Genomic DNA, 26191 nt, shown 5'->3' with positions numbered 1-26191 from the left:
AGGGAGGACAACAAGATGAAACGCATTCTTGTCATCGCAGGCGCGCTGACGCTCGCAGTGCCGGCCGTGGCCCAGGAAGGCGCCGTGAACCTTGGCCGCGATCTGCCCTCGGTCACGGTCGAAACGCCGAACGGCCCGGTCGAGATCTCGCGGATCCAGGACCCAATGCACGAACTCGACGGCGAGTGGGCGCGCACCTCGCGCCCCTGCCCCGACTTCTGCATCCAGCCGATCGAGGCTGCCGAGGGCGTCGCCACCATCGGAGAGCTGGAACTTCTCGAGATGCTTCAGGACCCCGAGGCCGTCGTCGTGGACAGCCGCACCCATGACTGGTTCAGGGGCGGCACCATCCCCGGCGCCATCTCGATCCCCTACACGCAGGCGGTGGACGAGCTGGGCCGGCTGGGCTGCGAGCCGGATTTCGACGGCTGGGACTGCACCAACGCGGCCGAGGTCGCGCTTTTCTGCAACGGCATCTGGTGCGGCCAGTCGCCCACGGCGATCCGCGCGATGATCGCCGCGGGCTTTCCGGCAGAGCGCATGCACTGGTACCGCGGCGGCATGCAGGTCTGGCGGCTGCTCGGGCTGACGGTCACGGGGGCGAACGGCGCGAACTGAACGGGCGTTCAAATACTGCTCCGACTGCCAATGCAAGGGCTTGGCCCGGATTGCTGCGCTTCCGGGCCATGGCGCGCGCGCGGCGAATCACATGCCGTGGGATACCGGACCGGGCAGGCTTCGGCGCCATTTTGCGCTGCGATACCTTGCTCCGGCTGCCCCAACGTAACATTGGTCACGCGTTTCTTATGTCGCAGGAGCCCTGAACCGACCATCCGACAATTCCATCGCGGGCAGAATCCGAATAAGACACCGCAAACAAGAACGTACCCGACGGGAAGTGAGCATGACCAACGCCGGAGCCCTGTTACCCATCATCGCCATCCTGCCCTTTCTGGGGGCACTCGTTCCGGGGCTGATGATCCGCGCAGGGCGAACAGCCTGTGCCAGCTTCACCGCGGTGCCGACCGCGCTGGCGCTGGCCATGCTGATCCTGCTGGCCCCCGCGGTGATGCGCGGCGAGGTGCTTCAGGCGGAAATCGAATGGCTGCCGCAACTGGGCCTGTCGGTCAGCTTCTTCCTGGACGGGCTTGGCCTGCTGTTCGCGGGCATGATCCTGGGCGTCGGCCTTCTCATCACCCTCTACGCCCGGTTCTACCTGTCGGGCGAGGATCCGATGGGGCAGTTCTACACCTATCTGCTGCTGTTCCAGGGCGCGATGCTGGGGATCGTGCTGTCGGACAACATCCTGCTGCTGCTGATCTTCTGGGAACTGACCTCGCTCTCGTCCTTCCTGCTGATCGGCTACTGGAAGCATCTGCCCGAGGGGCGGCAGGGCGCGCGCATGGCGCTGGCCGTCACCGGCGCGGGGGGCCTCGCGATGATCGGGGGCATGCTGATCCTCGGCAACATCGTGGGCAGCTACCAGCTGACCGACATCCTCCAGGCGGGCGACCAGATCCGCGCGTCCGAGTGGTACCTGCCGGCGCTGATCCTGATCCTGCTGGGCTGCTTCACGAAATCAGCCCAGTTCCCGTTCCACTTCTGGCTTCCGCACGCGATGGCGGCACCGACGCCCGTATCGGCCTATCTGCACTCGGCCACCATGGTGAAGGCAGGCGTCTTCCTGATGGCGCGCATGTGGCCGGTTCTGTCCGGCACCGATGCGTGGTTCTACATCGTCGCCACCACGGGCCTGATCACCATGGTGCTGGGCGCCCTGATCGCACTCTTCAAGGATGACCTGAAGGCGCTGCTCGCCTTCTCGACCGTCAGCCACCTGGGCCTGCTGACCATGCTGCTGGGCTTCGGCTCGCCGCTGGCGGCGGTGGTGGCGGTGTTCCACATCATCAACCACCTGACCTTCAAGGCGGCTCTGTTCATGACCGCGGGCATCGTCGATCACGAAACGCATACCCGCGACATCAAGCGCCTGGGCGGCCTGCGTCACCTGATGCCCGTCACCTTTGCCATCGGCACGGTGGCGGCGCTGTCGATGGCCGGCATCCCGCTGTTCAACGGCTTCCTGTCGAAGGAGATGATGCTGGAAGAGGCATCGCACACCGCCTGGGCGGGCAGCAGCTGGGCCGTGCCGGCGCTGGCCACTCTCGGCGCGCTGCTGTCGGTGGCCTATTCCTTCCGCTTCATCCTGCATGTCTTTTTTGGCCCGGTGCGTGACGACTATCCCGCGAAGCCGCATGACCCGGGCTTCGGCATGTGGGCCGCGCCCGCCCTGCTGTGCGTGCTGGTGGTGCTGATCGGCATCTTTCCGGCGCTGATCGTGGGCCCGCTGGTCGCGGTCGCGGGCGGCGCGGTGATCCAGGCCGAACTGCCCTACTACTCGCTCAAGATCTGGCACGGCGTGACGCCCGCGCTGTTCATGTCGATCATCGCGGTTGCGGGCGGCCTGATCCTGCTCTCGCGGCATCGCCCGCTCGACCGGATCTGGCAGAACGCACGGCGCCCCGAGGCCAAGGACATCTTCGACGGCCTTGTCGCCCGCATCGTGTCGGGCTGCCGCGCCCTGACCGAGGCGACGCATGACGGCGCGCTCAGCCGCTACCTTGCCATCTTCGTCGCGGCCACCGTGACACTTGGCGCCGTAGCCTGGAGCGGGGGCGGCCATGTGACCGGCACTCGCGCGATGCTGCCGGTCTCTCCCATCGCGGCGATCGGCTTCGTGCTGCTGATCGTGGCGACCGGGTCGGTGGTGATGATGCATCGCCAGCGGTTCCTGTCGCTGGTGCTGATCGGGGTCATCGGCATGATGATCTCGGGCGGGTTCGTCTATCTCTCGGCCCCGGACCTTGCGCTGACGCAGATCTCGGTCGAGACGGTGACGATCCTGCTTCTGCTGCTGGCGCTGCATTTCATGCCGAAGACCACGCCGCTGGAAAGCAGCGGGCTGCGCCGCGGGCGGGATGCCGCCATCGCGGTCGCCACCGGCGTCGGGGTCGCGGCGCTGGCGCTGGCCTTCCTGACCCGCGACTTCTCGACCATCTCGGACTTCCACCTCGCCAACTCCTACACCGGCGGCGGCGGGACCAACGTGGTAAACGTGATCCTCGTGGATTTCCGCGGCTACGACACCTATGGCGAGATCATCGTGCTGGGCATCGCGGGCCTCACCATCTTCGCCCTGATGGAGGCACTGCTGAACGGACCCGCCGCGCGACGCCTGCGCAACATGGATTTCAGCCAGGACCGCTCGCGCGACCGGCACCCGCTGATGATGGTGGTGGCCACCCGCGTGATGATGCCCATCGCGGTGATGGTCGGCATCTTCATCTTCCTGCGCGGGCACAACCAGCCCGGCGGGGGGTTTGTCGCGGGGCTCGTGATCTCGATCGCGCTGCTGATGCAGTACATGGCCTCGGGTTTCGCCTGGGCGCAGGAAAAGCAGAAGATCGAGTATCACACCCTGATCGGTTGGGGCGCCCTGATCGCCGGCCTGACCGGCGCGGGCGCGTGGCTGGGCGGCGCGCCCTTCCTCACCAGCATCTACGGGTATATCGACCTGCCCCTGATCGAGGAATTCGGCCTGGGCTCTGCCTTCGCCTTCGATCTGGGCGTGTTCCTCACCGTGCTCGGTGCGGTGATGCTGATGCTCTACAGCCTGTCGCGCATCGCCCGCTTCGCCGGCGAGACCACGAATATCGGACCGATGGACTACGACCCCTCCCTGAAAACCAGCACCGTCGAGCAGAAAGGATAAGAAGATGGAAATCCTCGTCGCCAGTGCCGTTGGTGTGCTGACGGCCGGAGGGGTCTACCTGATCCTCCGCCTCCGCACCTTTCCCGTGATCCTTGGCCTTGCACTGCTGTCCTACGCGGTGAACGTCTTCCTGTTCTCCACCGGGCGGCTTGCGGTGAACGCGCCGCCGGTGCTGCAACGCTACGCAGAGAACGTGCCCTATACCGACCCGCTGCCCCAGGCGCTGGTGCTGACCGCGATCGTGATTTCCTTCGGGATGACCGCGGTGCTGGTGATGTTCGCGGTCGGCGCCTATCTCGAGGCGGACCATGACCGGATCGACATGACCGAAGCAGGCGAAAGCCGCTCGGCCAAGGGGGATGCCGGCACATGAACCACTGGATCATCGCGCCGGTCGTCCTGCCGGCGCTGCTTGCCCCGATCATCGCCTTCGTCATGCGCCACGACATCACGCTGGCGCGCGCGGCCTCCTTCGCGGGCACGCTGGCGCTGGCGGCCATCGCCGTCGGGCTGACCGTGCTGGCGGCGGCGGGCGAGACGCATGTCTATGTGCTGGGCAACTGGGAGGCGCCCTTCGGCATCGTCCTGGTGCTCGACCGGCTGTCCGCGCTGATGGTGCTGCTGACATCCATCCTTGCGCTGATCGTCCTGCTGCACGCGGTCGCCACCGGCTGGGATGCGCGGGGGCGGCACTTCCACGCGCTGTTCCAGTTCCAGCTCATGGGGATCTGCGGCGCCTTCCTGACCGGGGACGCCTTCAACCTGTTCGTGTTCTTCGAGGTGCTGCTCATCGCCTCCTACGGCCTGATGATCCATTCGGGCGGCCGCGAACGGGTGCGCGCGGGCCTGCAATACGTGGTGATGAACCTGGCCGGCTCGACCCTGTTCCTGTTCGCGCTGGGCACGATCTATGCGACCACCGGCACGCTGAACATGGCGGACCTGGCGGTGAAGGTGCGCGAGATCCCGGTCGAGGATGCGGCGCTGATCCGCGTCGCGGGCATGCTGCTGGTGATCGTCTTCGCCATCAAGGCCGCGCTGTTCCCGGTCCAGTTCTGGCTGCCCGGCACCTATGCCAACGCCCCTGCCCCGGTGGCCGCACTGTTCGCCATCATGACCAAGGTCGGCGCCTATGCGATCCTGCGCATGTACTCGACCGTCTTCGGCCCCGACGTGGCGGCCACGGGGGGGCTGTTCACCACATGGCTGGTTCCGGCGGCGATCGTGACCCTGGCCGTCGGCGCCTTCGGCGTGCTGGGCGCACGGCGGCTGGTGCCGCTGATCGCCTTTTCGGTGGTGGGCTCGATGGGCACGCTGATGCTGGCCGTCGCGGTTTTCACGCCCTATGCCGCCATGGCCGCGCTCTACTACCTGGTGCACTCGACCTTTGCCGCGGCGGCGCTGTTCCTGCTGGCCGATCTTGTCGTCGCGCGCCGGAACGGGGATGACGCGCTGGCGGCACGGCCCGCCACGGTACAGAACGGGCTCTTCGCCGCGCTTTTCTTCGCGGCCGCCATCGGCATGGCGGGGATGCCGCCGCTCAGCGGCTTCCTTGGAAAGCTGCTGGTGCTCGACGCGCTGAACCCGGGCCCCATGGTCACCCTCACCTGGGGCGCGATCCTGCTTGGCTCGCTGCTGACGATCGTGGGCTTTGCCCGCGCAGGCAGCATCCTGTTCTGGAAATCGACCGCCTTGCCGGCGGACCCCGAGGCGCAGCCCACCCCACCCGCCCGCGCGCTGGAACTGGCGCCCGGCATCGCGGCGCTTGCGATGCTGGCGCTGCTCGCGGCCGCCGCGCACCCCGTATCGGGCTACCTCGAGGCGACGGCGGCGCAGCTGTTCGACCATGACGGCTATGCCCGTGCCGTGCTGGGCACGCTGTACGCGCCGGAACCGGCCATGGAAGTGGAGGGCTGATCGATGCTGAGAAAACTCCTGCCGCATCCCCTGCTCAGCCTGACCCTGACCCTGGTCTGGCTGGCGCTGGTCAACACGGTGACGCCCGGCAACCTGCTGCTGGGCGCAATCCTCGGCATCGCGGTGCCGATCCTGACCGCGCCCTACTGGCCCAACCGCCCCAGGATCCGCCATCCGCTGAAGATCGCCGAATACATCCTTGTCGTTCTCTGGGACATCGTGATCGCGAATATCGAGGTGGCGCGCATCATCGTGTTTCGCCGCAACGAGGACATCCACTCGAAATGGGTCTGCATCCCGCTGGAGTTGACATCGCCCGAGGCGATCACCGTGCTGGCCGGGACCATCACCATGACCCCCGGCACCGTCTCGGCCACCTTGTCGGCGGACGGCAGCAGCCTGCTGGTCCACTGCCTGCACACCGATGACCCCGACGGCGTGCGCGACGGCATCAAGGCCCGCTACGAGTCCCGCCTGAAGGAGATTTTCCAGTGATCACCATCGCCCTGATCTTCGCCTTCGCCTGCTATGGTATCGGGTTGCTGCTGACGCTCTGGCGCATCACCAACGGGCCCGACCCCGCGGACCGGATACTCGCGCTCGATACCATGGTCATCAACGTGATCGCGCTTCTGATCCTCTACGGGATCTGGCATGGCACCGCCGTCTACTACGAGGCCTCGATGCTGGTCGCGATGGTCGGCTTCGTGTCCACGGTCGCCTATTGCCGCTTCGTGCTGCGCGGCGACATCATCGAATGACGGGGGACGACATGAGCCTTTTCGCTGAAATCCTGGTCTCCTTCTTCCTGGTCGTGAGCGGCATCTTCGGGATCGTCGGCTCCTTCGGGCTGATCAAGCTGAAAGAGACGATGCAGCGCCTGCACGCGCCGACCAAGGCGACCACGCTGGGCGTTGGCGGCGTGCTGATCGCCTCGATGCTCTATTTCCTGCTGATCAAGGGCAGCTTCTCGTTCCACGAGCTGATGATCACGCTGTTCCTGTTCCTGACCGCACCGCTGACGGCGCTGTTCATCGCCAAGTCCTACATGCAGGGCAATATCCGCCCCGAGGACGTGCCCGAGACCGGCGGCAGGCATGGCTGGTCGCTCTACGAGGATGCGCCGACCGACCAGGGCGGCAGTTGACACGCGGGGACGGCCTGCGCGCCGTCCCCCGGTTCAGTCCTGGGCCAGCCGGTATTCGTGCGTCCGGCACGGAACGCCCATCTCGGTCGTCTCGAAACTGCCCGCCAGCCGCCAGCCCCGCGCCTCGTAGAAGCCGATGGCCTGGCTGTTGAAGGCCCTCACATGCAGGCGGCGCGCCCCCAGCGCGACGGCCCGGTCCAGCAGCATCCGCCCGATCCCCCGCCCCTGCGCCGCGCGGGCGACGTGCAGATCCTCCAGCCAATCGCCCTCGACCAGGATCACGCCGAAGATGGTGCCGCCCTGCGCCGCCACCTCCAGATCCGCGAGCGCGGCATCGAGAAACCCCGCCACCGGATCGGTTTCGAGAAACCGCGCCCGCGCCTCTGGCGGCAGGTGCGGCGCCCAGAAATCGAGCCACGAGGCGCGCAGCAGCGCGTGCAGCGCGCCCCGGTCCCGCGGCCGCGCCGGGCGCAGCACCGGCGCGGCCTGCGCCTGTTCTCCGTCCTGTTCCATCCCTGCTCCCTGCATCGTCTTCCGTTGCACAGCCTTGCGCAAAGTCGCCCCAGTCGCCAGCGCCCTGCAAGCGGTTGATCCGCGCAGGAAACTGTGGGCATCTGCGCGCACCGGCCGATCCGGCCGATTTCAGGGGATCTACGCGTGAAACCGGACCGGACCCAGGCCCACATGGCCGCGCCAGGCACCGATTGGGCCTTTGCCCGCTACGAACAGGTCCGCCACCGTCTGCCTGATGCAACGTTTCCGTCAGAGCCGCGTCGCGCGGCAACCCTGGCCGAGCTGACCGACCGCTACGACGCCTTCATCCTCGATGCCTTTGGCGTGCTGAACGTGGGCGAGCAGCCGATACCCGGCGCGGTCGCGCGGATGGCCGAGTTGCGCGCGGCAGGCAAGCGCCTGGTCGTGCTGACCAACGGCGCCTCGGCCCGCCGGCAGGATGCGGCCGCGAAATACCGCAGGCTGGGCTTCGACTTCACCGAACCCGAGATCGTCGCCTCGCGCGAGGTGGCCGCGGCCCGGCTGGACCGTGTTGCGCCCGGCGCCCTGTGGGCCGCGATCACCCAGGCGGGCGACGACCTCGCGGATATCCCGGCCCGCTGCCAGGATCTGATCGACACCCCCGGCGCGCTGGACGCGGCCGACGGGATCCTTTTCCTGTCTGCCGCGCGCTGGACCGAAGGGCATCAGCAGCGGCTGCTGGCCTCCCTGCGAAACCGCCCGCGCCCGCTGGTCGTGGCGAACCCCGATATCGTCGCCCCGCGCGAGGGGTGGCTCTCGCTCGAGCCCGGCGCCTTTGCCCATGACATCGCCGATACGCTGGGGACAGGGCCCGCCTTCTTCGGCAAGCCCTATCCGGACGCTTTCGAGGACGCGGTGGCGCGGCTGGGCGGCATTCCCCGGGCGCGCATCGCCATGGTGGGCGACACGCTGCACACCGATATTCTCGGTGGGGCGGCGGCGGGGCTCGGCACCGTGCTGGTCGCGGCCCACGGCCTGTTCGCCGGGCGCGACGTGATGGACTATGTCCGGCGCTCTGGCATCGTGCCCGACGACATCGTCAAGACGACCTGACCCCTAGTCCGGCCCCGCCCGCGCGCGCAGAAGTGTCGCCAGCAGTTCCACATGGTCGTTCTGAACGGCCGAGGCGGAGCTGGTCATCCCAACCGCCCCGGACATGAAATCCGAGGCAAGCTCAAAGGCCATCAGGCTGTCCGCCGCCAGATCCCGCGCGATCACCCCGCGCGAGATGAACCACAGCATGTCGGACGCCAGCAGCAAGGGCAGCGCAAAGGCAAGCGAGACGCTTTCGAAGGCGGGTTGCGCATCGGGCAGCCCGATCACGTTCAGATACTCGTCCACCGTCTCGCGGATCAGCGCGCCACGATTGGGCAGGATCAGCGGATAGCGGCGCAGCGCGCGCGCAGCGTCGAGCCCGGCGCCGGGATGGCCCGCGCGCGCCACAAGCTCGATCCGGTCCTGGTAGAGATATTCGAAGCGCAGTCCAGGCATGTCCCGCGCCGTGGGCATCCGCCCGACCATGAGGTCGATCTCTCCTTCCCTGAGCCGGCCGATCAGGTAGTTGTGCGGCCCCGTCGTGACCGAGACGCGCGCCTCGGGCCTGAGCTGCGAGAACTCCAGCGCGATGGACGGGAACAGCCCGCCCGCCACCGTCGGCAGCACGCCCACCGACACCACGTCCACGGGCCTGCCGCCGCTGATGGTGCGTACCCCGGTTTCCAGACTGTGAAGCGCGCTCAGCGCATGGCGGCGAAAGCTGTCGCCCGCAGGCGTCGGCACGGTGCGCCGGCCCACCCGCTCGAACAGGCGCGCGCCCAGCAGCGTCTCGAGATCCGCGATGGTCTTGGACAGCGCGGGCTGCGTGATGTTTCGCCTCCGCGCGGCGGCACTGATCGTCCCTTCCTCGGCGACGGCGAGGAAACATTCCAGATGCCGCAGTTTCAGCCCATGTGGTATATCCATATGGTTATGGATACTGCATGAAAATCGATTTTTCCCATAAGGAATTTGATGCCATGTCTTTCGCGGGGACCGCAGGGAACAACGAAGATGACCGATCGCTCCGAACAGGGCATGCAGACGCGGCGACGGATCCTGGGCGACGCGCATGTGGACAGGGCCGAGGCCGCGACCACCGCGCTTGACCGGCCCTTCCAGGACCTGATCACCGATGCCGCCTGGGGGCATGTCTGGTCGTCGGGCCGCATCACCGACCGCGAGCGGACGATGCTGACGATCGCGCTTCTGGCCGCACTGGGCAATTTCGACGAATTGCCGATGCATGTGCGCGCCGCGCGCCGCACCGGGGCAAGCCCCACGGATATCGCCGAGGCGCTTCAGCACGTCGCGATCTATGCCGGCGTGCCGCGCGCGAACCATGCGCTGAAGATCGTTAAGGCGACACTTTCGGAAATGGAGGCCGCCCATGAGTGACACAGGCCGCCTGATCCCGCGCGACCGCAGCGCGCATCCCGTTGCCTTCGACCCCGACTACAAGACTTCCGTTGCCCGTTCCCCGTCGCTGCCGCTGCTGTCGCTCGGATCCACCCCGACCGAAGAGACCGGGCCCACCTTCGGCCATGGGCTGATCGGCCCGCTCGACAACAACCTGGTGCTGAACTGGACGCGGGGCGAGGCGCAGGCCATCGGCGAGCGCATCCTCGTCCATGGCCGCGTGCTGGACGAGAACGGCCGCCCGGTGCCGCAGACGCTGGTCGAGATCTGGCAGGCCAATGCAGGCGGGCGCTACCGGCATGTGAAGGACGGCTATCTCGCGCCGCTCGACCCGGCCTTCGGCGGCTGCGGCCGGACCCTGACCGATGCCGAGGGGTATTACGCCTTCCTTACCGTGAAGCCCGGCGCCTATCCCTGGCCCAACCGCGGCAACGACTGGCGGCCCGCGCATATCCATTTCTCGGTCTTCGGCCATGCCTTCGGCCAGCGGCTGATCACCCAGATGTATTTCGAGGGCGATCCCCTGATCGCGCGCTGCCCCATCGCTGCCACGGTCAAGGACCGCGACCAGCTCGACCGGCTGGTGGCGCCGCTCGACATGGCGGCGGCGCGGCCGCTCGATCATCTCGCCTACCGCTTCGACATCGTGCTGCGCGGCCGCAGCCAGAGCCTGTTCGAAAACCGCCCCGAGGGGATGTGACATGGTGCAGAAACCGACCCGCCTGCGCGAAACCGCCTCCCAGACCGCCGGGCCCTATGTCCATCTGGGCCTGATGCCGACCTGGGCCGGCAATGCCGGGGCCTATGAGAAAGAGCTCGGCCTGAGCCCCATCACCGACGCGGCACGGGGCGAGCGGATAGAGATCAGCGGCAGCATCGCCGACGGCACCGGCTGGATGCTGCGCGACGCGCTGCTGGAAAGCTGGCAGGCCGATGCCGACGGGCGCCATCCGGGCCAGCCGGGGGCGGATCCGGGGGTGAGCGGCTTCTGCCGTTTCGCGGTGGATCCCGACACCGGCGAATTCACCCTGCGCACGGTCAAGCCCGGCCCGACCCGCCTGCCCGACGGGCGCGTGCTGTCGCCGCATGTGGCGCTCTGGATCGTCGGGCGCGGCATCAATACCGGGCTGGCCACGCGGATCTATTTCGACGACGCCGACAGGGCGCGCGACCCGGTCCTGTCCCGGATCGAGCAGCGCCACCGGGTCGAGACCCTGATCGCCCGCCCCGACGGCCCCGGGCGATACCGCTTCGACATCCGCCTGCAAGGCGAGGGCGAGACGGTTTTCCTGGATATCTGAGGCAAGAGACATGCGCCCATCCCGGCTGTCCGACAGAGCGGATCAGACTGCATGAAGACACAGGTCGCGATCATCGGCGGCGGTCCGGCGGGGCTGCTTCTGTCGCAGCTTCTGGACCTGAGCGGCATCGACAGCGTCGTGCTGGAACGCCGATCCCGCGACTACGTCCTCGGCCGCATCCGCGCCGGCGTGCTGGAGGCGGGCTCGGTATCCATCCTGACCGAGGCCGGCGTCGGCGACAGGATCGGGCAGGAGGGTCAGCCCCATGACGGGGTGGAACTCAGCTGGCATGACGAGCGGGTGCGCATCGACCTGACCGGACTGACCGGCAGGCCCGTCACCGTCTATGGCCAGACCGAGGTGACGCGCGATCTTTACGCCGCGCGCGACGCGCGCGGCGGCCGGATCATCCACGAGGCCGAGGTGCTGCGGATCGAGGACGTCGAAAGCGACGCGCCGGTGGTGGTCTACACGAAGGACGGACGGGAACACCGGCTCGAAGCCCGCTTCGTCGCGGGCTGCGACGGCTTTCACGGGCCGACCCGGCGCGCGATCCCGGGACGCGCCAGGCAGGAATTCCAGCGGGAATATCCGTTCGGCTGGCTCGGGCTTCTGTCGCGCACGCCCCCGGTGGCGGACGAGCTGATCTACGCCGCCCATGCGCGCGGCTTCGCGCTCTGCTCCATGCGCTCGCACGAGGTGAGCCGCTACTATGTGCAGGTGCCGCTGACAGAAAAGCTGGATGACTGGCCCGTCGCGCGGTTCTGGGAAGAACTTGCCCGGCGCATCCCCGCCGATGTCGCGGCGAAGCTGGTAACCGGGGGAGAGGTGCTGGAAATGTCCATCGCGCCGCTCCGGTCCTTCGTGTGCGAGCCGATGCGCCACGGCGCGCTGTTCCTTGCCGGCGACGCCGCCCATATCGTGCCGCCCACCGGCGCCAAGGGCCTGAACCTTGCGATCGGCGACGTGCACTACATGCACCGCGCCCTTGACCGCCATTTCAACGCGGGCTCGAACGCAGGCATCGAGGGATATTCCGATACCGCCCTGTCCCGGGTCTGGAAATGCGAGCGGTTTTCGTGGTGGATGACATCCATGCTGCACGACTTCCCGCAACTGGGCGATTTCGAGAAGCGGATGCAGAAGGCCGAGTTCGACTACCTGATGCGGTCCGAGACCGCCCGGAAAAGCCTTGCGGAAAACTATGTGGGCCTGCCCTACTGACCCCGCAGACCAACGACCGAAACTGGGAGGAAGACCATGAGACATAGCCTGACGATCGGCGCGGCAGCCCTGGCGGCCATGCTGGCGGGCCCCGTGGCCGCGCAGGAATACCGCCTGAACCTGCACCATTTCCTGGGCGAGCGTGCCCCGGCCCATGCCCAGATGCTGGTGCCCTGGGCCGAGCGGGTCGAGGAACTCAGCGGCGGCGCCGTCGATATCGAGGTCTTCCCCGCCATGACCCTGGGCGGCCGCCCGCCCGAACTGGTGCAGCAGGCCCGCGACGGGGTGGTCGACCTGATCTGGACCCTGAACGGCTACACCCCCGGTCTTTTCCCGCGCTCCGAGGTGTTCGAGCTGCCCACCGTCTTCGTGAACGACCCCGTGGCCGCGAACCTTGCGATGCGGGGCATGTTCGACGAGCATCTGGCCGAGGAATATGCCGGGCTCGAGGTGATGTTCCTGCATGTCCATGCCGGCAACGCCTTCCAGATGGTGGACCGCGAGGTGCGCACGCCCGCGGACATGGCCGGGCTCAGCCTGCGCACGCCGTCCCGCACCGGCGCCTGGGTGATCGAGGCGCTGGGGGCGACGCCTGTCGCGATGCCGGTGCCGGAACTGCCGCAGGCGCTGTCGCGCGGCGTGGTGGCGGGTGCGCTGATCCCGTGGGAGATCATTCCCGCCCTGCGCCTGCAGGAACAGACGGAGTACCAGATCGAGGGCGCCAACATGGAGCGACTGGGCACGTCCGTCTTCCAGGTGTCGATGAACAAGGCCAAGTGGGACAGCCTGCCCGCGGAGATCCAGGACGCCTTCCGCCAGGCCTCGGACGAGGACTGGCTGCGCGAGGTGGGCCAGCTCTGGCGCGCCACCGACGATTTCGGCATCGGCATGGCGACCGAGGCGGGCAACACCCATGTCCGGCTGACCGAGGACGAGACCGCCGCGATGCTGGACGCGATGGGCCCGGTGGTCGATCGCTGGGTGACGGAAGTCACCGCCGCCGGCATCGACGGGGCGGCCCTGGTCGAGACGGCCCGCGCGGCCATCGCCGCGGCGGCGGAATAAGCGCATGAGGGCGGCAGGTGCGGCGCGACAGGCGATCGAGGTCTGGGCGCTTCTCGGCGGGCTGGTGCTTGCCGCCCTCGTCCTGGTCAATGTCTGGACCGTGCTGGGCGGGCTTCTCGGCCTGCCCTTCGCGGGCGACGTGGAACTGACCGAGATGGGGGTCGCCGTCGCTGCCTTCATGTTCCTGCCCTACTGCCAGGTCAGCCGGCAGAACGTGACGGCGGACATCTTTACCGCCCGCCTCGGGGACAGCGGGCGCCGGGCGCTCGACGGCATCGCCTCCTTCGTCGCGCTGTCCTTCGCGGCGCTGCTGCTGTGGCGCATGTTCCTCGGCTTTCTCGACCAGCGCGCCTATGGCTATTCCAGCACCATCCTCCAGATCCCGGTCTGGTGGGCTTATGTGCCGATCCTGGTCTCGCTGGGGCTGCTGGTGCTCGCGGCGCTTCTCACCCTGTCCGAGGACCTGGCGGGAGACGCCTGATGGATCCTATCTTGCTGGGCCTTTCGGGACTGGCCGTCCTGATCGCGCTGATCGCCCTGCGCATGCCCATCGCCTATGCGATGATCCTGGTGGGGGTTGTCGGCACGACGCTTCTGAACGGCCCGGCGATCCTGCTCGCCCAGCTCAAGACGCTCGGCTATGGGCAGTTCTCGATCTACGACCTGTCCGTCGTACCCATGTTCATCCTGATGGGCGCGCTGGCCACCAAGACCGGGCTTTCGCGCGACCTGTTCCGCGGCGCGAACGCATGGCTCGGCTGGATGCGCGGCGGCACGGCCATGGCCTCCATCGCCGCCTGCGCGGGCTTCGGCGCTGTCTGCGGCTCGTCGCTGGCGACCGCCTCGACCATGGGCAAGGTCGCCCTGCCCGAGCTCAGGCGCTATGGCTATTCCCCGGCGCTGGCCACCGGATCGCTTGCCGCCGGAGGCGTGCTGGGCATCCTGATCCCGCCCTCGGTGGTTCTGGTCGTGTACGCCATCATCGTCGAGGCGAATGTCGTCACCATGTTCATGGCGGCGCTGATCCCCGGCCTGCTGGCGGTGGTGATGTTCCTGCTCACCATCGCGATCTATGTCCGGCTGGTGCCGGGCGCGGGCCCCGCGGGCGGCGCGGAAAGCCGGGCGGATTTCCTCAAGGCGACCCGCGGCCTGATCCCGGTCCTTGTCGTCTTCGGCATCGTGATCGGCGGCATCTATGCGGGGCTCTACACGCCCACGCCGGCGGCCGCGATCGGGGTTTTCGTCGTCCTCGTCTTCGGGCTGGCGCGCGGGCAGCTCGACCGCGAAGCGATCCGCGCCTCGGTGCTGGAAACCGCGGGCACCACGGCGATGATCTACCTGATCCTGCTGGGGGCGGAACTGCTCAAGATCTTCATGTCACGCGCGGGCGTGCCGCAGGCGGCCGCCGACTGGGCGCTTGCCTCGGGCCTGTCGCCCATGGCGATCCTGCTGATCCTGCTTCTGGCGCTGATCCTGCTGGGCTGCCTGATGGACTCGCTCTCGATGATCCTGCTGGTGCTGCCCTTCTTCTGGCCGGTGATCGTCGCCATGAACGGGGGCGACTACCAGCTTGCGGACGGGGCGGGCTACGGCATGTCCACCGAGGATCTGAAGATCTGGTTCGGCATCCTTGCGCTTGTCGTGGTGGAACTCGGCCTCATCACGCCGCCGGTGGGGATGAACGTGTTCGTCATTTCTTCGCTGGCGCGCGACGTGCCGATGACCACCACCTTCCGCGGCGTGTCACCCTTCTTCGCGGCCGAACTCGTGCGGGTGGCGATCCTGATCCTCTTCCCCTCGCTGACGCTGGGCCTGCCGCTTCTGCTGGGCGGCTGAGACCGGCCCGCTCAGAACCGCAGCGCCGTGCGGATCCAGAGCCGCGTCTCGTCCTGCGGAAAGGCGCCGGCCGGCTCGTCCAGCACATGGGTCAGCGCCACCTCGCCCAGGAACTCGCCCCAAAGCGCGCGGACCCCGGTGGACAGGCTGGCCCAGCCATCCTCCGTGCGGGGCAGGATGTCGTTCGCATTGTCGCGCAGCATGCCGCCATCCAGCCCCAGGAACGCCTGGGTCGCGCGGAACACCGCATCCCCCGGCGCGGGACGCTCAAGATCGTAGGCCAGCTCTACCCGGCCGCCGAGGCAGGCATCGCCATTGACAAAGCTTCGGTCGAAGCCGCGCGCGTAGTTGTTGGTGCCGAAACCGCAGCGCTGCGACACCGGCAGGCTGTCGCCGGTCAGCTGCCCGATCATCCCCGCATTCACCAGCGTCCGCATCCCCAGGGGCACGGACATCTCTATGCTGCCGGCGATCCGCAGGAAGTCGGTCGCAACACCCGGCATCGACAGAAAAGACCCGCCCGGATCAGAGGCGCCGAGCCCGTCGATCCCCTTCGACACCGAAACCGCGTAGCGCTGCCGAAAGGCATAGGGCCGCCCGCGTTCATGCACCAGGGCCGCGCGCAGGATGCGCAGATCCTCGTCCACCACATCGCTGTTCATGACGCTGGCATTGTCGCTGCGCCCGGAGAACTGGATCGTGGCAACCGATCGCGCGGCCTCGCCACTCGCCCAGCTGCGCTGCACGCCGACGGCGAAGTTGGTCACCGTGCCCTCGATATCGAGAGGCAGCGCGGACGCCGTGCCAAGCCGGTACCCGGAGTGATCGGCATTGGCAAAGACCGTGATGCCGCTGTCGCCCAGCGCAAGGCGGTAGCCGATCCCGCCGGCGACAAGCTCGGTCCTGTCATCGGCCGAGGGGCCGCCGAGCACGAAGACACCGTCGAGCTGGTCGCCATCGAGCGCCAGATCGGGCACCGCGTAGCTGACAGAGCCGATCCAGGGACCGATCGCCTCAGCCCCGTCGGACGACAGCGTAAGAAACCCGGTCGGCCGATCCACCGGCGAGATCTGCGACGCCGATCCCCGGTCGACGCCGGTGGCCGGGTCGGTGCCCAGGTTGGCGAAGAATGATTGCGCCATGACCGGCTGCCCGCAAAGCCCGAACACCACAAGAAATTTCGACAGGTTTACGCAGCTGCGCGACAGCATTGACCGAACACCCCATGATCACCTCGTGAGGTCACGGTTTGGTGCAAACCGGACCAGCGTCAACGTGAACATATCTATTCATTGAAATATGGAACTTGTTGGCAACGATGCTACCATCGCACAGGATGGGGCGCGTCACGAGTGAGGATTTTTCTGCGTGAAGGATATCGACGAACGCGACGGCGTCTGGATCAGCCCCGACTTCGCCTTTCTCGAGACCGAGGCAGGCGCGCGCATCGGCCTTACCCGGTCCGAACGGCGGGCGCTGAAACTCCTGACTGCGCATCCCAATCGCCTGCTCAGCCGGGACGAGATCCTCGACGCGGTGTCCGAACCCGGCTCGGACAAGAACGACCGCAACATCGATTTCCTGGTGAACCGGCTGCGCCGCAAGCTGTCGGACGACGCCCGGAACCCGCGCTACATCGCCACGCGCTATGGCGAGGGTTATGTCTGGATCGGCGAGGCGCCGATAGCCCAGCCCGCGGTGGCGGGGGCGGACATGGTGGTGAGCGCCGTGAACGGCCTCGACAATCTGGGTGATACCCGAGAGACCGGCGAAGGCTTTGCCCGCGCCCTGCCCCGCGCCTTCGAGGTGGCGATGGGGGCCGACCGGCGGGTGGTCTATGCGCCGGGCTGCGCGGGCGCGGCGGAATTCGGGGCCGCGGCCCCGGCGCTGGCGGCAGAGCTGTCCTTCTTCGTCGATCGAGGGCACATCAGCTGCGTGGTGGCGGTGCGCGACTTCCGCAGCGGGCGCCTGATCGCCGCGCGACGGCAGGGCTTCGAGAACGCGGTACCGGTACGCGCCGCGGCCGAACGGCTGGCCCGGCAGCTTTACCGCCAGGTCTGGCGCGTGACCGCGACCATGCCCGTGCGCGACGTGCCGCTGCCGGTCGGGATCTATGGCTCGACCATGGGCGAAAGCATCCCGTTGCGGGAAGAGGCGGAGGCCAGCAACCGCAAGATGCTCGCGCTGGCCGAAACGGCCGAGTTGCGGTCGCTTGCGACCTGGCAGGAAAACGAGAAGCGGCTTCGGGCCATGCTTGCCGAGACGCCCCATGATGCCGAGGCCAAGCTGCTTCTGGCCATCGCCATCCACTCGAAATACGTCATGGGTGGCCAGCGGCTGCTGGTCCAGGGCATCGACACGCGCGGCAAGGACGAGGACGATATGGAGGCTCTGGTGACAGAGGCCCTTCCCTATGTCCGGGACAAGCCCGATCATGCGATCATGGCCGGAAAGCTGCTTCATTTCCTGCGACGCGGATATGACGATCTGGCGCGCGACCTGTGCGAGGAGGCCTATGCGACCAGCGTGTCCCCGGCGGGCTCGCTGGCGGTGATCGGCCAGATGCGCGCCTTCGCCGGAGAGACGGACAGCGCGCTCGACGCGATCGAGCAGGCGCTGAACCTGTCGCCGCCCGGTTCGCATGCGCATGCCTATGCGCTGGTGATAAAGGGGCAGGCGCTTGCAGGTGCGGCGCGCTGGGACGATCTGAAATCGGTCCGCAAGGAGACGTATGGCGTCAGTCCCGTGCTGGGGCTGATGCTCGAGCCGGTCTTCGCGCATCCCGGGCGGGAGTCGTATCGCGCAAGGGCCGTCATGCTGCTGTTCTCCCGCGCCCGCGCCGAGGCGCAGTTGCGCAACCTGAACTATGTCTGCGCAAGGCTGTTCCGCGATCCCGCGCAGGGGGCCAACGCGTTGCGGCCCTTTTCCGGCCTCTTTGCGGGCCGCTTCGGGACCGCCGCGATCCCGCAGGAAGTCCGCAGCGCGCATCCGCGGCTGTTTGCGGAAATATCCTGACCATCCAACAATTCTGCAAGAATCCGGGCGGACACTCGCACTTGCTGTCGGGCTCTCCCAGTGTCGATGGCACCCACGCGTCAACTTCTCTCCCGGAGTTGGCGCCGAGGGGCCGGTGGCGGTCCTCATCCCGCCGCCGGCCCCTTTCCCCATCCGGGACGCGTCAATGTTCGAAATCGAAGACGATCTCCCGCACCGTGTTCAGACGCACGCCGCAGCCATAGCGCCGCGCGATCGCACGGGCGGTGCGGTCGATCGCCGCCTGTTCGGTGTCGATCTCGCGCGGGCGCGGCTCGGGGTCCTTCGGGTCGCGGATCGTGGCCGTCAGGCGGAAATCGTCGAAATGCAGGTCCAGCGCCGCCTTGTCGCTGCCCAGCGTCTGGTGCAGTTCCTCGCACCACTCGGTGATGGCGGGCGCGGCCCGGCGCACCACCTCTCCGCGGGCACCCCAGCTGGCGCCCTGGCGCGAGACGAAGCGCGTGACGTGCTCGCTCAGGTTCTCGTCCAGCGTCAGCCGGGTCGTGGCATGGTTCGCGACGCCCGCATTGAGCAGGATGTTCAGGCCCAGCGCCAGCAGCGTCGCCAGCGCAAGCGGGCTGCTGGCCAGCATGCCCAGCCAGGCCGGCGCATCGACCAGCATGTCGCTGTAGGCGATCAGCCCGACCCCCGCCAGCAGCGGGATGCCCACCACGAAATTGCGGCGCGCATCCAGCATCCGTGAGGCGATCAGCGACACGCCCGAGGAAATCAGGTGGCTGGCGAGATAGAGCAGCCCCGCCCCCAGCACCGGCGAGGGGACAAGCGCAAGCAGTGCGGTCAGCTTGGGCACCAGCGCCATGAACAGGAAGATCCCGGCCAGGTAAAGCCCGATCCGCCGCGACGTGGCCCCGGTGGCTGCGGCAAGGCTGATATTGCCGCCCGAAAGGTTCGTGCCCGCCCCGCCCAGCGCGCCCGAGACGACGTTGCTGACGCCGGTCGCCACGATCCCGCCCGAAAGCGAACGCGTGTCGGCCCGCGTCCAGCCCGCATTGTTGGTCTTCTGGCTGCTGATGATGAGGCCCGCATCGCTGATGTTCGAGGCCACCGTCGCGACCGCGAAGGGCAGAAGCAGCGCCACGTCGAAGCTGAGCCGCTCATAGCTCACCAGGCTCAGCCCGACGAGCGGCAGGTCCCCCACCGCCGACAGTATGGTCGCATCGAAAAGCCCCAGGAACGCGGCCAGCGCATAGCCGAGCACGAAGCCGACCGCGGTGGAATAGAGCCTGATCCGCCCGAAGGGGGCGATGCTCAGCAGCACGATCATTCCAAGGGTGAACACGCCGACCACGATCTCGGGGGCGGTCGTGACCTCGTCGCCCGAGCCGAGGCCAAGAAAACGCGGCAAGGCGACCGGGACGATGGACAGGCCCACCATCATCACGACGACGCCCGAAACCTCGGGCGGGAACAGCCAGCGATACCGCCGCAGGAAACGCGACAGCAGCAGCGAGAACAGGCCCGACAGCATGGTCATGGTCATCACCATGCCGATCCCGCCCATCCGGGCGGCCTGAAGCGCCGGGGCGATGTAGATGCCGGACGAGACATAGGGCGCAAACTGGCCGGAACCCACGATGCCGCTGCCCATGGACTGCGCGACGGTGCCGACCGCCATGGCGATCAACGTCATGCTGACCGCGGCCGCCGCCATCGCCCGGTCGCCGCCCGCCTCCTGGACGATCAGGATCGGATAGGCGAGCGACAGGATGGCAAGGAACGCGTGCTGGGCCGCCAGCAGCAGGCAGACCCCCGGGGGCGGCACCTCGTTCACGCCGTAGATCAGGTCGGGGGGCTTGCGCACGGTTTCGGCCAGGTCGCGGTTCAGCCGGTCCACCTCGATCGCTGCCGCGGCATGGGCGCCGATGGCGTTCAGCACCTGGAGGTCGCTTGCGTTGAAATGCCGTTCCTTCTCGCTGCCCGCGACCAGGACGCCGAAGGTCTTGTCATTGGTGCGCAAGGCCGACAGGACGACCGAGGACAGGTGATTGTCGGCTGCCAGCGTGCGGCTGTCGGCGGCCACGTCGTTGACGATCTCGCCCACGCCCGAGGTCAGGACATCGGCGATCACGTCGCTGCCAAGCTCCCGCGTGGCGCGGCTGTGAAAGGGCGCACCCTGGTTGGCCACGATCTCCAGCCGGCCTGTCTCGGCACTCAGAAGCATCAGCGCCGCGCTGTCGCAATGCAGGAAACGCAGCGCCTGCTCGCAGACGATGGTCGCGATCCGGGTCGGATCGGGCGCGCCGATGATCTTTTCGGCCAGCGCATAAAGCATCGTGATCTCGCGATACTTGGCCAGCGACTCGCGGCCCAGCGCGCGGATCTCCCGGTCCTGCACGGCCAGCGCGCCGAAGGCCCGCGCGATATCCCCGGCCCGGTCGCCCCAGGCATAGCCGATGACCTCGTCCCCGACCTGGATACGGGCCGATTGCCCGTCGCGGGCCTCTGCACGGCCGGCCAGGATCTCGCCTTCCAGGTCGGTCACCGCGCGCGGCGGAAAGGCCTGCTCCAGCAGCGGCAGCACATAGCGCTCCAGCTCCGGCTTGCGCAGCAGGCGGCGCAGCGTGCGGTCCCGCGGGCCATTGCCCGAAAGGCTGGTGTTCAGGTCGTCGGCCATGGGCACCTCAACAGACGACGGCGCGCGCGGCGTCGAGCAGGTCGTCGGGGTTGAAGGGCTTGGTCATGTAGCGGTCCGCACCGGCCTCGGTGCCGCGGATCTTGTCGTATTCCTGGCCCTTCGCCGTCAGCAGGATGATGTAGGGCTGCGGCAGATCGCGATTGGCGCGCACGCGCTCGCAGACCTCGAAGCCGTTCATCCCCGGCATCATCACGTCGAGCAGGATCAGCTGCGGCGCCTCGCGCTCGATCAGGGCAAGCGCGCCGGGCCCGTCCTGGGCGACGAAGATCTCGACTCCCTCGTCCTCCAGTTCCTCGATGGACTGCTGGATAAGAAGCCGCAGATAGGCCTCATCCTCGGCGATCACGATTTTCCGATCCATGGATCCTCCTGTCCTTTTCGATGGCTGACGCGCCGGCCCTGGCCACGGGCAGCTGGAAGGTGAAGGTGCTGCCAAAGCCGGGCATGCTTTCGACCGTGATCGTGCCGCCCAGATGCTCGACGATCTCGCGGCAGATCGGCAGGCCCAGCCCGGTGCCGGTGGGCTTCTCGGTCAGGGTGTCGCCGACCTGGCGGAACTTGTCGAAGACCTCCAGCTGGTCGGCGGGCGAGATGCCGATGCCGGTGTCGCTGACGCTGACCGACACGAAGGGGCCGTCGCCGGGCATGGCGGAACAGGCCACATGCCCGCGCGCGGTGAACTTCACCGCGTTGGAAATCAGATTGATGACCACCTGCACCAGCCGGTCGCGATCCCCCGCCACGGGCGGCAGGTCCGGGGCGATGCTGACATGGAACTCCAGCCCCTTCGCGGAATAGAGGCTGTTGGTCGCCGCCGCCGCCTGCCGGATCACCGAGCCCATGTCGAGCGGCTCGATATCCCAGACCATCTGCCCCGCCTCGATCTTTTCCAGGTCGAGGATGTCGTTGATCATCTTGGTCAGGCGCTGGCCTTCCTGGATCATGATGCCGATGTTGTCGCGCACCTGCCCGATCGCCCGGACCGTGGCGGGGTCGTCGGCTGGGATCTTCGGCAGAAGCACGTTCTCGAGCCGGCTCTGCACGATCTGCGCAAAGCCCAGCACGGCCGTCAGCGGCGTGCGCAGTTCGTGGCTGACATTGGCGATGAAGCTCGATTTCGCGGCGCTCGCCTTCTGCAACTGCGCGACCAGCGTATCGAGCTCATTCTCGTGGCGCTTGATCGCGGTAAGGTCGGTCACGACCATGACGGTCCCGCCGTCGTCGGTCCGGCGTTCCGTGGCACCGATCCAGCGCTCGCCCGAAAGGGCTATGATCTGCGTGCCCTCGGGTGCGGCGTGATGGGCATGGATCACGTCACCCCAGGCCAGCCCGTCCTCGCGCGGAAGCGCCAGGCAGGTGACCATCCGTTCCATGATGGCGTCGTACCCCTCGCCCCCCCTGGCGCGCCCCGCCTCGCCCAGCAGAAGCCGTCCGAACTGCGCGTTCGACAGGGTCAGCCGGTCGTCGGCATCGAACAGCGCAAATCCTTCCTGGATGTTCTCGATCGCGTGGTAGAGCCGGCTCCGGGTCTCCTGGATCTCGCGCAGGTTGGAGTCGCGCACATCCACCGCGGTGTCGCGAAACACCCGCAGGGCAGCCGCCATCGCGCCCAGCTCGTCGCGCGTCGGCTCCGGGATCCGGGCGGACAGGTTGCCGCCGGCAATCGCCATCATAGACGAGGTCAGCGCCGTCAGCCGCGCGAGGATGTTGCGATAGACGTAGTAGCGCACGATCAGGAAGGACGACAGCAACGTGGCGGCCACGACCAGCGACAGCATCCAGAAAGCCGTCAGCTGCACCCGGTCCGCGCGCTGGTTGGCAAGCGCGACATCTTCCTTCGCGGCCTGGATCATCCGGTTGACCGCGCCTGCGAACCGCTCGGCCAGGTCGTCGTTCTCGGTCAGCGCCTGCGCCGATGCCGCATCGAGCTGAAGCTCGAAGCTGCGCTGCCGGGACAGGCTGCGCGCGCCGACCACGACCTCCTCGAGACGTTCGAGATGCCCGGCCAGCGCCTCGCGGTCGGCCGCGGGCACATCTTCGCGGACGGCCCGGATCGCCTCCAGCGCCGTGGTGGCCGCCTCGATGCCCTGCGCGGCGTCGCGTTCGCGCAGGGACTGAAGCACCAGCGCCAGCTCGCGGGCCTGCGCGCGGGCATGCAGAAGCCGCAGCCGCTGCGCGATGATGGTGGGATCCGCCTCAAGGGCACGGGCAAGCCCCTCGCGCCGGTCGGCGGTGGTTTCCTCGATGATCCCCAGGATCGCATCGATCGCGCCCAGCGCGACAGCAAGCTGATCGTCAAAGGCCGTGCGCGTGGCAATCCGCGCGCTGACCAGCCGGTTGATCGCCGCGATGTTGCCCCCGAACAGCGAGGCCGCCCGCTCGATCGAGGCGGCGCTCTGCGGATCGACCTCGTAGTTGCGCATCTCCTCCAGCAGCGCGTCCAGCCGGGTCACGCGGCTTTCCAGCTGCCCGGTCAGCGCGGTCTGCGCCGGAACCGTATCGGCCGCGACCAGTTCGGGCACCGTGTCCACGATGCCCTGCGCCACGCGCGTCAGATCGAGCGCGGTGGTCGCGATCGGGATCGACTGGCGCGAGATGCGGCCGTGTTCCTGCCGGTTCATCCACAGCGACAGGACGGCGATTGCCGCGGCGATCACGACCAGCGTGCTCAGCCCCACGAAGGCCGCCATCAGCCGCCGCCGCAACCCGCCGGAGTGCGTCAGATCCGGCAGCGCCACTTGCGGCGCGGACATCGAGCCGGTGCCCATCACGCTCAGCGGATCAGCCCGGCTTCGCGGTAGTAGCGCTCCGCTCCGGGATGCAGCGGCACGGCGACCCCCTCCAGCGCCGTTTCAAGCGTCACCGACACGCCCTTGGCATGCCCCACGTCCAGCAGCGTCCGGCTGCGCTCGTTCCACAACGCGCTGACGATGTCGTAGACCAGCGCCTCGTCCATGGCGGCGGTCGTGATCCACTGCGCGCCCACCGCCAGCGTCTCGGTCTCGGCGATGCCGGCATAGGTGCCGGCCGGGATCCGGTCGCTGCTGTAGAACGGATGGGCTGCCATCACCGCCTCGGCTTCGGGCCCGGCGATGGGGACCAGAGTGATTTCCGCGCGCTCGGCCAGTTCGATGATGGCATTCGTGGGATAGCCCGCGGTGATGAAGAAAGCATCAATCTCGCCGGCGATGATCGCTTCGGCGGCTGGCACGGATTTCAGGTAGCGCGCATCCAGATCCGCCTCGCTCAGGCCAAAGAAGCCCAGGATCTGCAACGCGTTCGCGTAACTTCCCGAGCCCCGCTCATCGAGCGACACGCGCTTGCCGCGCAGCCCCGCGACATCGCGGATCCCGGCCGCGCTGCGGGCGATCAGCTGGATATGCTCGGGGTAAAGCGCAGAGATGACCCGAAGGCTTTCGACGGGGGGCGACCCCTCGAACAGGCCGGTGCCGGTATAGGCCCAGTAGGCGACGTCCGATTGCGAGAAGCCGGAATCGAAGCGTCCCGCGACAATCCCCTCGATATTGTCCACCGATCCCTTGGAGCTTTGCGCCATGGCGATCAGCCCGTCGACGCCGCAGCTTCCCCCTTCGTCGCAGGGGCGCGAGCCGGGGGGATTGGAAATCGCGTTGGCGATGGTCCCGCCCAGCGGATAATAGGTGGCACCGGTGCCGCCGGTGCCGATCGAGAAAAGGCGCATGTCCTGCGCCTGGGACATGGTCGCCAGCCCGACAGCCAGCAGGAACGTCCCCAGCCATCTTGCGGTTCCAGACATGCCAACCTCCCTTCGGCTTTCGGGTATTTCCTTGGAGACAAGGTTCGGCGGCGATTGTTGCAGAATTGTTTGGCCCCGCGCGGCCGGGGGGCGGCGCGGCACGGGCTTCACCGTTGACCGGTCCTTTCAATGGCGTAACCTGCGGTTGTACGCGTGAAGGGAGAGCCAGGGCATGACCATGCGGATCCGGACGGCCAGGCGCGCCCTGCTTCTTGGAACGGGCCTGTGGATGCTGTTGGCGCCGGGGCTGGCGGAACCCGCCCGCGCCCAGGCCGACGCGCCGGGCGCGCAGCCCACGCGCAGCGTCACCGGAGAGGTCTTCTACCGCGAACGCATCGCGCTGCCCGACAGTTCCCTCCTGATCGTCGCGGCGATGGGGCCCGATGGCCGCAACCTGGCCGAGACGCGGGTGCCGACCGATGGCGCTCAGGTGCCGCTGGCCTTTGCGCTGGACCTGCCCGAAGGCCAGCCCGCGGATCTGCGCGCCGCCATCGTGACCGAGGGGCGGACGGCCTGGGTCGGCGAGGCGGTCCGGATCGAGCCCGGCGCCGAGGACCTGGCGCTTGCCACGATGCCACTGACCGCGCACGCGCCGGTGGGCTTCGACAGCCGCTATCTCTGCGGGGACAGTCCCGTCCGCGCGGGCTTTGTCGGGCCGTCGGTGGTGATCGACCTGGACGGGGAATGGCGTCAACTCGACCCGGTCCCGGCCGCGTCGGGGGCCAGGTACGAGCAGCCAGGCGATCCGGACACCCATTTCTGGAGCAGGGGCGACAACGCCCTCATCAGCCTGCGGGGGCAGTCGCTGCCCGAGTGCCGCCTGGTGCCGCCCACGTCCCCCGACACCTATGCCGCCGGCGGGAACGAACCCTTCTGGTCCCTCCGGATCGCGGGCGGCTTGGTGGCGTTCTCGACCCTGTCGGCCCCCACGCCCCTGACCGGCCGCCTGCCGGAGCGGCGGTTCGAGAGGGGCGCCTTCGTCCACGATCTGGCGGAACCCGCGCTACGTATCGCGCTGTCGCGCGGGATCTGCCGCGACAGCGCGACCGGCATGCCGCACCCCGACACGGTGCGGATCTTGCAGGACGGGCAGACGCTCGAGGGCTGCGGCGGCGATCCGATGGAACTTCTGACCGGCGCCGAATGGGTGGTCGAGGACATCACTGGCGGCGGAGTGGTGGATGCAGGCCGCGTGACGCTGGTCTTCGACCGGCTGGGCCGCGTCGCGGGCACGGGCGGGTGCAACCGCTTCGCCGGGCCCTTCACCCTGACCGGCGAGGGGCTGTCCTTCGGCCCGACTGCCGCCACCCTGCGCGCCTGCGTCCCCGCCCTGATGGACCAGGAGCGACGCTTCTTCGCGGCGCTCGCCGCCACGAACCGCTTCGATTTCGACGAGACGGGCGCGCTCATGCTCGTCTCGGCTGCCGATGGCAGCGCGATACGCGCCCGGCGCGACTGAACCGGAGAGAAAGGCCCC

At 68.0% G+C, this 26191-nt stretch carries 24 protein-coding genes; 17 read left to right on the top strand and 7 right to left on the bottom strand.

All coding sequences use genetic code 11. The features are described 5' to 3' along the window. The first annotated feature begins 15 nt into the window (after positions 1–15). The 7 genes from HMH01_RS06855 (at position 16) to HMH01_RS06825 (ending at position 6836) form a co-directional block, all read left to right on the top strand. Positions 16–618 (top strand): rhodanese-like domain-containing protein, encoded by a 603-nt coding sequence (locus HMH01_RS06855; protein WP_171323669.1) that lies wholly within the window; start codon positions 16–18, stop codon positions 616–618. 286 nt (positions 619–904) lie between these two features. Continuing rightward, the gene (locus tag HMH01_RS06850) at positions 905–3772 is read left to right on the top strand and encodes a monovalent cation/H+ antiporter subunit A (protein ID WP_171323667.1); all 2868 of its coding nucleotides are present in this window, start codon (positions 905–907) and stop codon (positions 3770–3772) included. Between the two features lie 4 nt (positions 3773–3776). Beyond that, on the top strand, positions 3777–4145 hold the full coding sequence (locus HMH01_RS06845) for a Na+/H+ antiporter subunit C (RefSeq protein WP_171323665.1): 369 nt from the start codon (positions 3777–3779) through the stop codon (positions 4143–4145). Continuing rightward, on the top strand, positions 4142–5689 hold the full coding sequence (locus HMH01_RS06840; protein WP_171323663.1) for a monovalent cation/H+ antiporter subunit D: 1548 nt from the start codon (positions 4142–4144) through the stop codon (positions 5687–5689). The genes HMH01_RS06845 and HMH01_RS06840 overlap by 4 nt, the downstream gene beginning before the upstream one ends. 3 nt (positions 5690–5692) lie before the next feature. Continuing rightward, positions 5693–6184 (top strand): Na+/H+ antiporter subunit E, encoded by a 492-nt coding sequence (locus HMH01_RS06835; RefSeq protein WP_171323661.1) that lies wholly within the window; start codon positions 5693–5695, stop codon positions 6182–6184. Continuing rightward, complete coding sequence (locus HMH01_RS06830) at positions 6181–6450, top strand: K+/H+ antiporter subunit F (protein WP_171323659.1); 270 nt, start codon at positions 6181–6183, stop codon at positions 6448–6450. The genes HMH01_RS06835 and HMH01_RS06830 overlap by 4 nt, the downstream gene beginning before the upstream one ends. Before the next feature lie 11 nt (positions 6451–6461). Beyond that, the gene (locus HMH01_RS06825) at positions 6462–6836 is read left to right on the top strand and encodes a Na+/H+ antiporter subunit G (protein ID WP_171323657.1); all 375 of its coding nucleotides are present in this window, start codon (positions 6462–6464) and stop codon (positions 6834–6836) included. A gap of 33 nt (positions 6837–6869) precedes the next feature. Here HMH01_RS06825 and HMH01_RS06820 read toward each other — a convergent pair whose 3' ends face one another. Continuing rightward, positions 6870–7349: a GNAT family N-acetyltransferase gene (locus HMH01_RS06820; RefSeq protein WP_171323655.1), complete on the bottom strand. Its 480-nt coding sequence runs from the start codon at positions 7347–7349 to the stop codon at positions 6870–6872. Between the two features lie 144 nt (positions 7350–7493). Between HMH01_RS06820 and HMH01_RS06815 the strand changes: the two genes are divergently transcribed. Beyond that, on the top strand, positions 7494–8423 hold the full coding sequence (locus HMH01_RS06815; RefSeq protein ID WP_343035167.1) for a TIGR01459 family HAD-type hydrolase: 930 nt from the start codon (positions 7494–7496) through the stop codon (positions 8421–8423). Positions 8424–8426: 3 nt separating this feature from the next. On the opposite strand, the gene HMH01_RS06810 is transcribed toward HMH01_RS06815, so the two are convergent. Further along, positions 8427–9332 (bottom strand): LysR substrate-binding domain-containing protein, encoded by a 906-nt coding sequence (locus tag HMH01_RS06810; protein ID WP_171323653.1) that lies wholly within the window; start codon positions 9330–9332, stop codon positions 8427–8429. 87 nt (positions 9333–9419) lie between these two features. On the opposite strand from HMH01_RS06810, the gene pcaC reads away from it, so the two are divergent. Genes pcaC through HMH01_RS06775 form a run of 7 tightly spaced genes read left to right on the top strand, consistent with a single transcriptional unit; the run spans position 9420 to position 15250 of the window. Continuing rightward, positions 9420–9803: a 4-carboxymuconolactone decarboxylase gene (pcaC, locus tag HMH01_RS06805; protein WP_171323651.1), complete on the top strand. Its 384-nt coding sequence runs from the start codon at positions 9420–9422 to the stop codon at positions 9801–9803. After that, positions 9796–10524: a protocatechuate 3,4-dioxygenase subunit beta gene (gene pcaH, locus HMH01_RS06800; RefSeq protein ID WP_171323649.1), complete on the top strand. Its 729-nt coding sequence runs from the start codon at positions 9796–9798 to the stop codon at positions 10522–10524. Before pcaC ends, pcaH begins: the two co-directional genes overlap by 8 nt. Before the next feature lies 1 nt (position 10525). After that, entirely contained in the window at positions 10526–11125 is a 600-nt protein-coding gene (pcaG, locus tag HMH01_RS06795) for a protocatechuate 3,4-dioxygenase subunit alpha (RefSeq protein WP_171323647.1), read from the top strand. A gap of 51 nt (positions 11126–11176) precedes the next feature. Next, positions 11177–12349, top strand: a complete 1173-nt coding sequence (gene pobA / locus HMH01_RS06790) for a 4-hydroxybenzoate 3-monooxygenase (RefSeq protein ID WP_171323645.1) — start codon at positions 11177–11179, stop codon at positions 12347–12349. Between the two features lie 36 nt (positions 12350–12385). Then, entirely contained in the window at positions 12386–13414 is a 1029-nt protein-coding gene (locus HMH01_RS06785; RefSeq protein WP_171323643.1) for a TRAP transporter substrate-binding protein, read from the top strand. A 4-nt stretch (positions 13415–13418) separates the two neighbouring features. Continuing rightward, positions 13419–13895, top strand: a complete 477-nt coding sequence (locus tag HMH01_RS06780) for a TRAP transporter small permease (protein ID WP_171323641.1) — start codon at positions 13419–13421, stop codon at positions 13893–13895. Beyond that, positions 13895–15250: a TRAP transporter large permease gene (locus HMH01_RS06775; protein WP_425483582.1), complete on the top strand. Its 1356-nt coding sequence runs from the start codon at positions 13895–13897 to the stop codon at positions 15248–15250. The genes HMH01_RS06780 and HMH01_RS06775 overlap by 1 nt, the downstream gene beginning before the upstream one ends. Positions 15251–15261: 11 nt before the next feature. Here HMH01_RS06775 and HMH01_RS06770 read toward each other — a convergent pair whose 3' ends face one another. Then, positions 15262–16461: a ShlB/FhaC/HecB family hemolysin secretion/activation protein gene (locus HMH01_RS06770; protein WP_171323639.1), complete on the bottom strand. Its 1200-nt coding sequence runs from the start codon at positions 16459–16461 to the stop codon at positions 15262–15264. A 157-nt stretch (positions 16462–16618) separates the two neighbouring features. On the opposite strand from HMH01_RS06770, the gene HMH01_RS06765 reads away from it, so the two are divergent. Continuing rightward, a complete protein-coding gene (locus tag HMH01_RS06765) occupies positions 16619–18265 on the top strand; it encodes a winged helix-turn-helix domain-containing protein (RefSeq protein ID WP_171323637.1) in 1647 nt (548 codons plus the stop codon). A 163-nt stretch (positions 18266–18428) separates the two neighbouring features. On the opposite strand, the gene HMH01_RS06760 is transcribed toward HMH01_RS06765, so the two are convergent. The 4 genes from HMH01_RS06760 to HMH01_RS06745 are packed head-to-tail and all read right to left on the bottom strand — an operon-like array spanning position 18429 to position 24714. Next, complete coding sequence (locus HMH01_RS06760) at positions 18429–20918, bottom strand: solute carrier family 23 protein (protein WP_171323635.1); 2490 nt, start codon at positions 20916–20918, stop codon at positions 18429–18431. Between the two features lie 7 nt (positions 20919–20925). Continuing rightward, positions 20926–21300 carry a response regulator transcription factor gene (locus HMH01_RS06755; RefSeq protein WP_171323633.1) on the bottom strand — a complete coding sequence of 125 codons (375 nt, stop codon included), beginning with the start codon at positions 21298–21300 and terminating at the stop codon, positions 20926–20928. Then, the gene (locus HMH01_RS06750; protein WP_171323631.1) at positions 21269–23692 is read right to left on the bottom strand and encodes an ATP-binding protein; all 2424 of its coding nucleotides are present in this window, start codon (positions 23690–23692) and stop codon (positions 21269–21271) included. Before HMH01_RS06750 ends, HMH01_RS06755 begins: the two co-directional genes overlap by 32 nt. Positions 23693–23712: 20 nt before the next feature. Then, on the bottom strand, positions 23713–24714 hold the full coding sequence (locus HMH01_RS06745; RefSeq protein WP_171323629.1) for a TAXI family TRAP transporter solute-binding subunit: 1002 nt from the start codon (positions 24712–24714) through the stop codon (positions 23713–23715). Positions 24715–24886: 172 nt separating this feature from the next. Between HMH01_RS06745 and HMH01_RS06740 the strand changes: the two genes are divergently transcribed. Continuing rightward, on the top strand, positions 24887–26173 hold the full coding sequence (locus tag HMH01_RS06740; RefSeq protein WP_171323627.1) for an META domain-containing protein: 1287 nt from the start codon (positions 24887–24889) through the stop codon (positions 26171–26173). The last annotated feature ends 18 nt before the right edge of the window (positions 26174–26191 follow it).

This window comes from Halovulum dunhuangense (assembly GCF_013093415.1).
Lineage (GTDB): Bacteria > Pseudomonadota > Alphaproteobacteria > Rhodobacterales > Rhodobacteraceae > Halovulum > Halovulum dunhuangense.
The sequence above is the reverse complement of the archived record's forward strand: the minus strand, read 5'-3'. Positions and strand labels throughout refer to the sequence as shown.

What these genes read in the sequence shown, in the direction of transcription:
- HMH01_RS06855 (WP_171323669.1), top strand. Translation starts at nt 16, where the DNA reads ATGAAACGCATTCTTGTCATCGCAGGCGCGCTGACGCTCGCAGTGCCG.
- HMH01_RS06850 (WP_171323667.1), top strand. Translation starts at nt 905, where the DNA reads ATGACCAACGCCGGAGCCCTGTTACCCATCATCGCCATCCTGCCCTTT.
- HMH01_RS06845 (WP_171323665.1), top strand. Translation starts at nt 3,777, where the DNA reads ATGGAAATCCTCGTCGCCAGTGCCGTTGGTGTGCTGACGGCCGGAGGG.
- HMH01_RS06840 (WP_171323663.1), top strand. Translation starts at nt 4,142, where the DNA reads ATGAACCACTGGATCATCGCGCCGGTCGTCCTGCCGGCGCTGCTTGCC.
- HMH01_RS06835 (WP_171323661.1), top strand. Translation starts at nt 5,693, where the DNA reads ATGCTGAGAAAACTCCTGCCGCATCCCCTGCTCAGCCTGACCCTGACC.
- HMH01_RS06825 (WP_171323657.1), top strand. Translation starts at nt 6,462, where the DNA reads ATGAGCCTTTTCGCTGAAATCCTGGTCTCCTTCTTCCTGGTCGTGAGC.
- HMH01_RS06820 (WP_171323655.1), bottom strand. Translation starts at nt 7,349, where the DNA reads ATGGAACAGGACGGAGAACAGGCGCAGGCCGCGCCGGTGCTGCGCCCG.
- HMH01_RS06810 (WP_171323653.1), bottom strand. Translation starts at nt 9,332, where the DNA reads ATGGATATACCACATGGGCTGAAACTGCGGCATCTGGAATGTTTCCTC.
- pcaC (WP_171323651.1), top strand. Translation starts at nt 9,420, where the DNA reads ATGACCGATCGCTCCGAACAGGGCATGCAGACGCGGCGACGGATCCTG.
- pcaH (WP_171323649.1), top strand. Translation starts at nt 9,796, where the DNA reads ATGAGTGACACAGGCCGCCTGATCCCGCGCGACCGCAGCGCGCATCCC.
- pcaG (WP_171323647.1), top strand. Translation starts at nt 10,526, where the DNA reads ATGGTGCAGAAACCGACCCGCCTGCGCGAAACCGCCTCCCAGACCGCC.
- pobA (WP_171323645.1), top strand. Translation starts at nt 11,177, where the DNA reads ATGAAGACACAGGTCGCGATCATCGGCGGCGGTCCGGCGGGGCTGCTT.
- HMH01_RS06785 (WP_171323643.1), top strand. Translation starts at nt 12,386, where the DNA reads ATGAGACATAGCCTGACGATCGGCGCGGCAGCCCTGGCGGCCATGCTG.
- HMH01_RS06780 (WP_171323641.1), top strand. Translation starts at nt 13,419, where the DNA reads ATGAGGGCGGCAGGTGCGGCGCGACAGGCGATCGAGGTCTGGGCGCTT.
- HMH01_RS06775 (WP_425483582.1), top strand. Translation starts at nt 13,895, where the DNA reads ATGGATCCTATCTTGCTGGGCCTTTCGGGACTGGCCGTCCTGATCGCG.
- HMH01_RS06770 (WP_171323639.1), bottom strand. Translation starts at nt 16,461, where the DNA reads ATGCTGTCGCGCAGCTGCGTAAACCTGTCGAAATTTCTTGTGGTGTTC.
- HMH01_RS06760 (WP_171323635.1), bottom strand. Translation starts at nt 20,918, where the DNA reads ATGGCCGACGACCTGAACACCAGCCTTTCGGGCAATGGCCCGCGGGAC.
- HMH01_RS06755 (WP_171323633.1), bottom strand. Translation starts at nt 21,300, where the DNA reads ATGGATCGGAAAATCGTGATCGCCGAGGATGAGGCCTATCTGCGGCTT.
- HMH01_RS06750 (WP_171323631.1), bottom strand. Translation starts at nt 23,692, where the DNA reads ATGTCCGCGCCGCAAGTGGCGCTGCCGGATCTGACGCACTCCGGCGGG.
- HMH01_RS06745 (WP_171323629.1), bottom strand. Translation starts at nt 24,714, where the DNA reads ATGTCTGGAACCGCAAGATGGCTGGGGACGTTCCTGCTGGCTGTCGGG.
- HMH01_RS06740 (WP_171323627.1), top strand. Translation starts at nt 24,887, where the DNA reads ATGACCATGCGGATCCGGACGGCCAGGCGCGCCCTGCTTCTTGGAACG.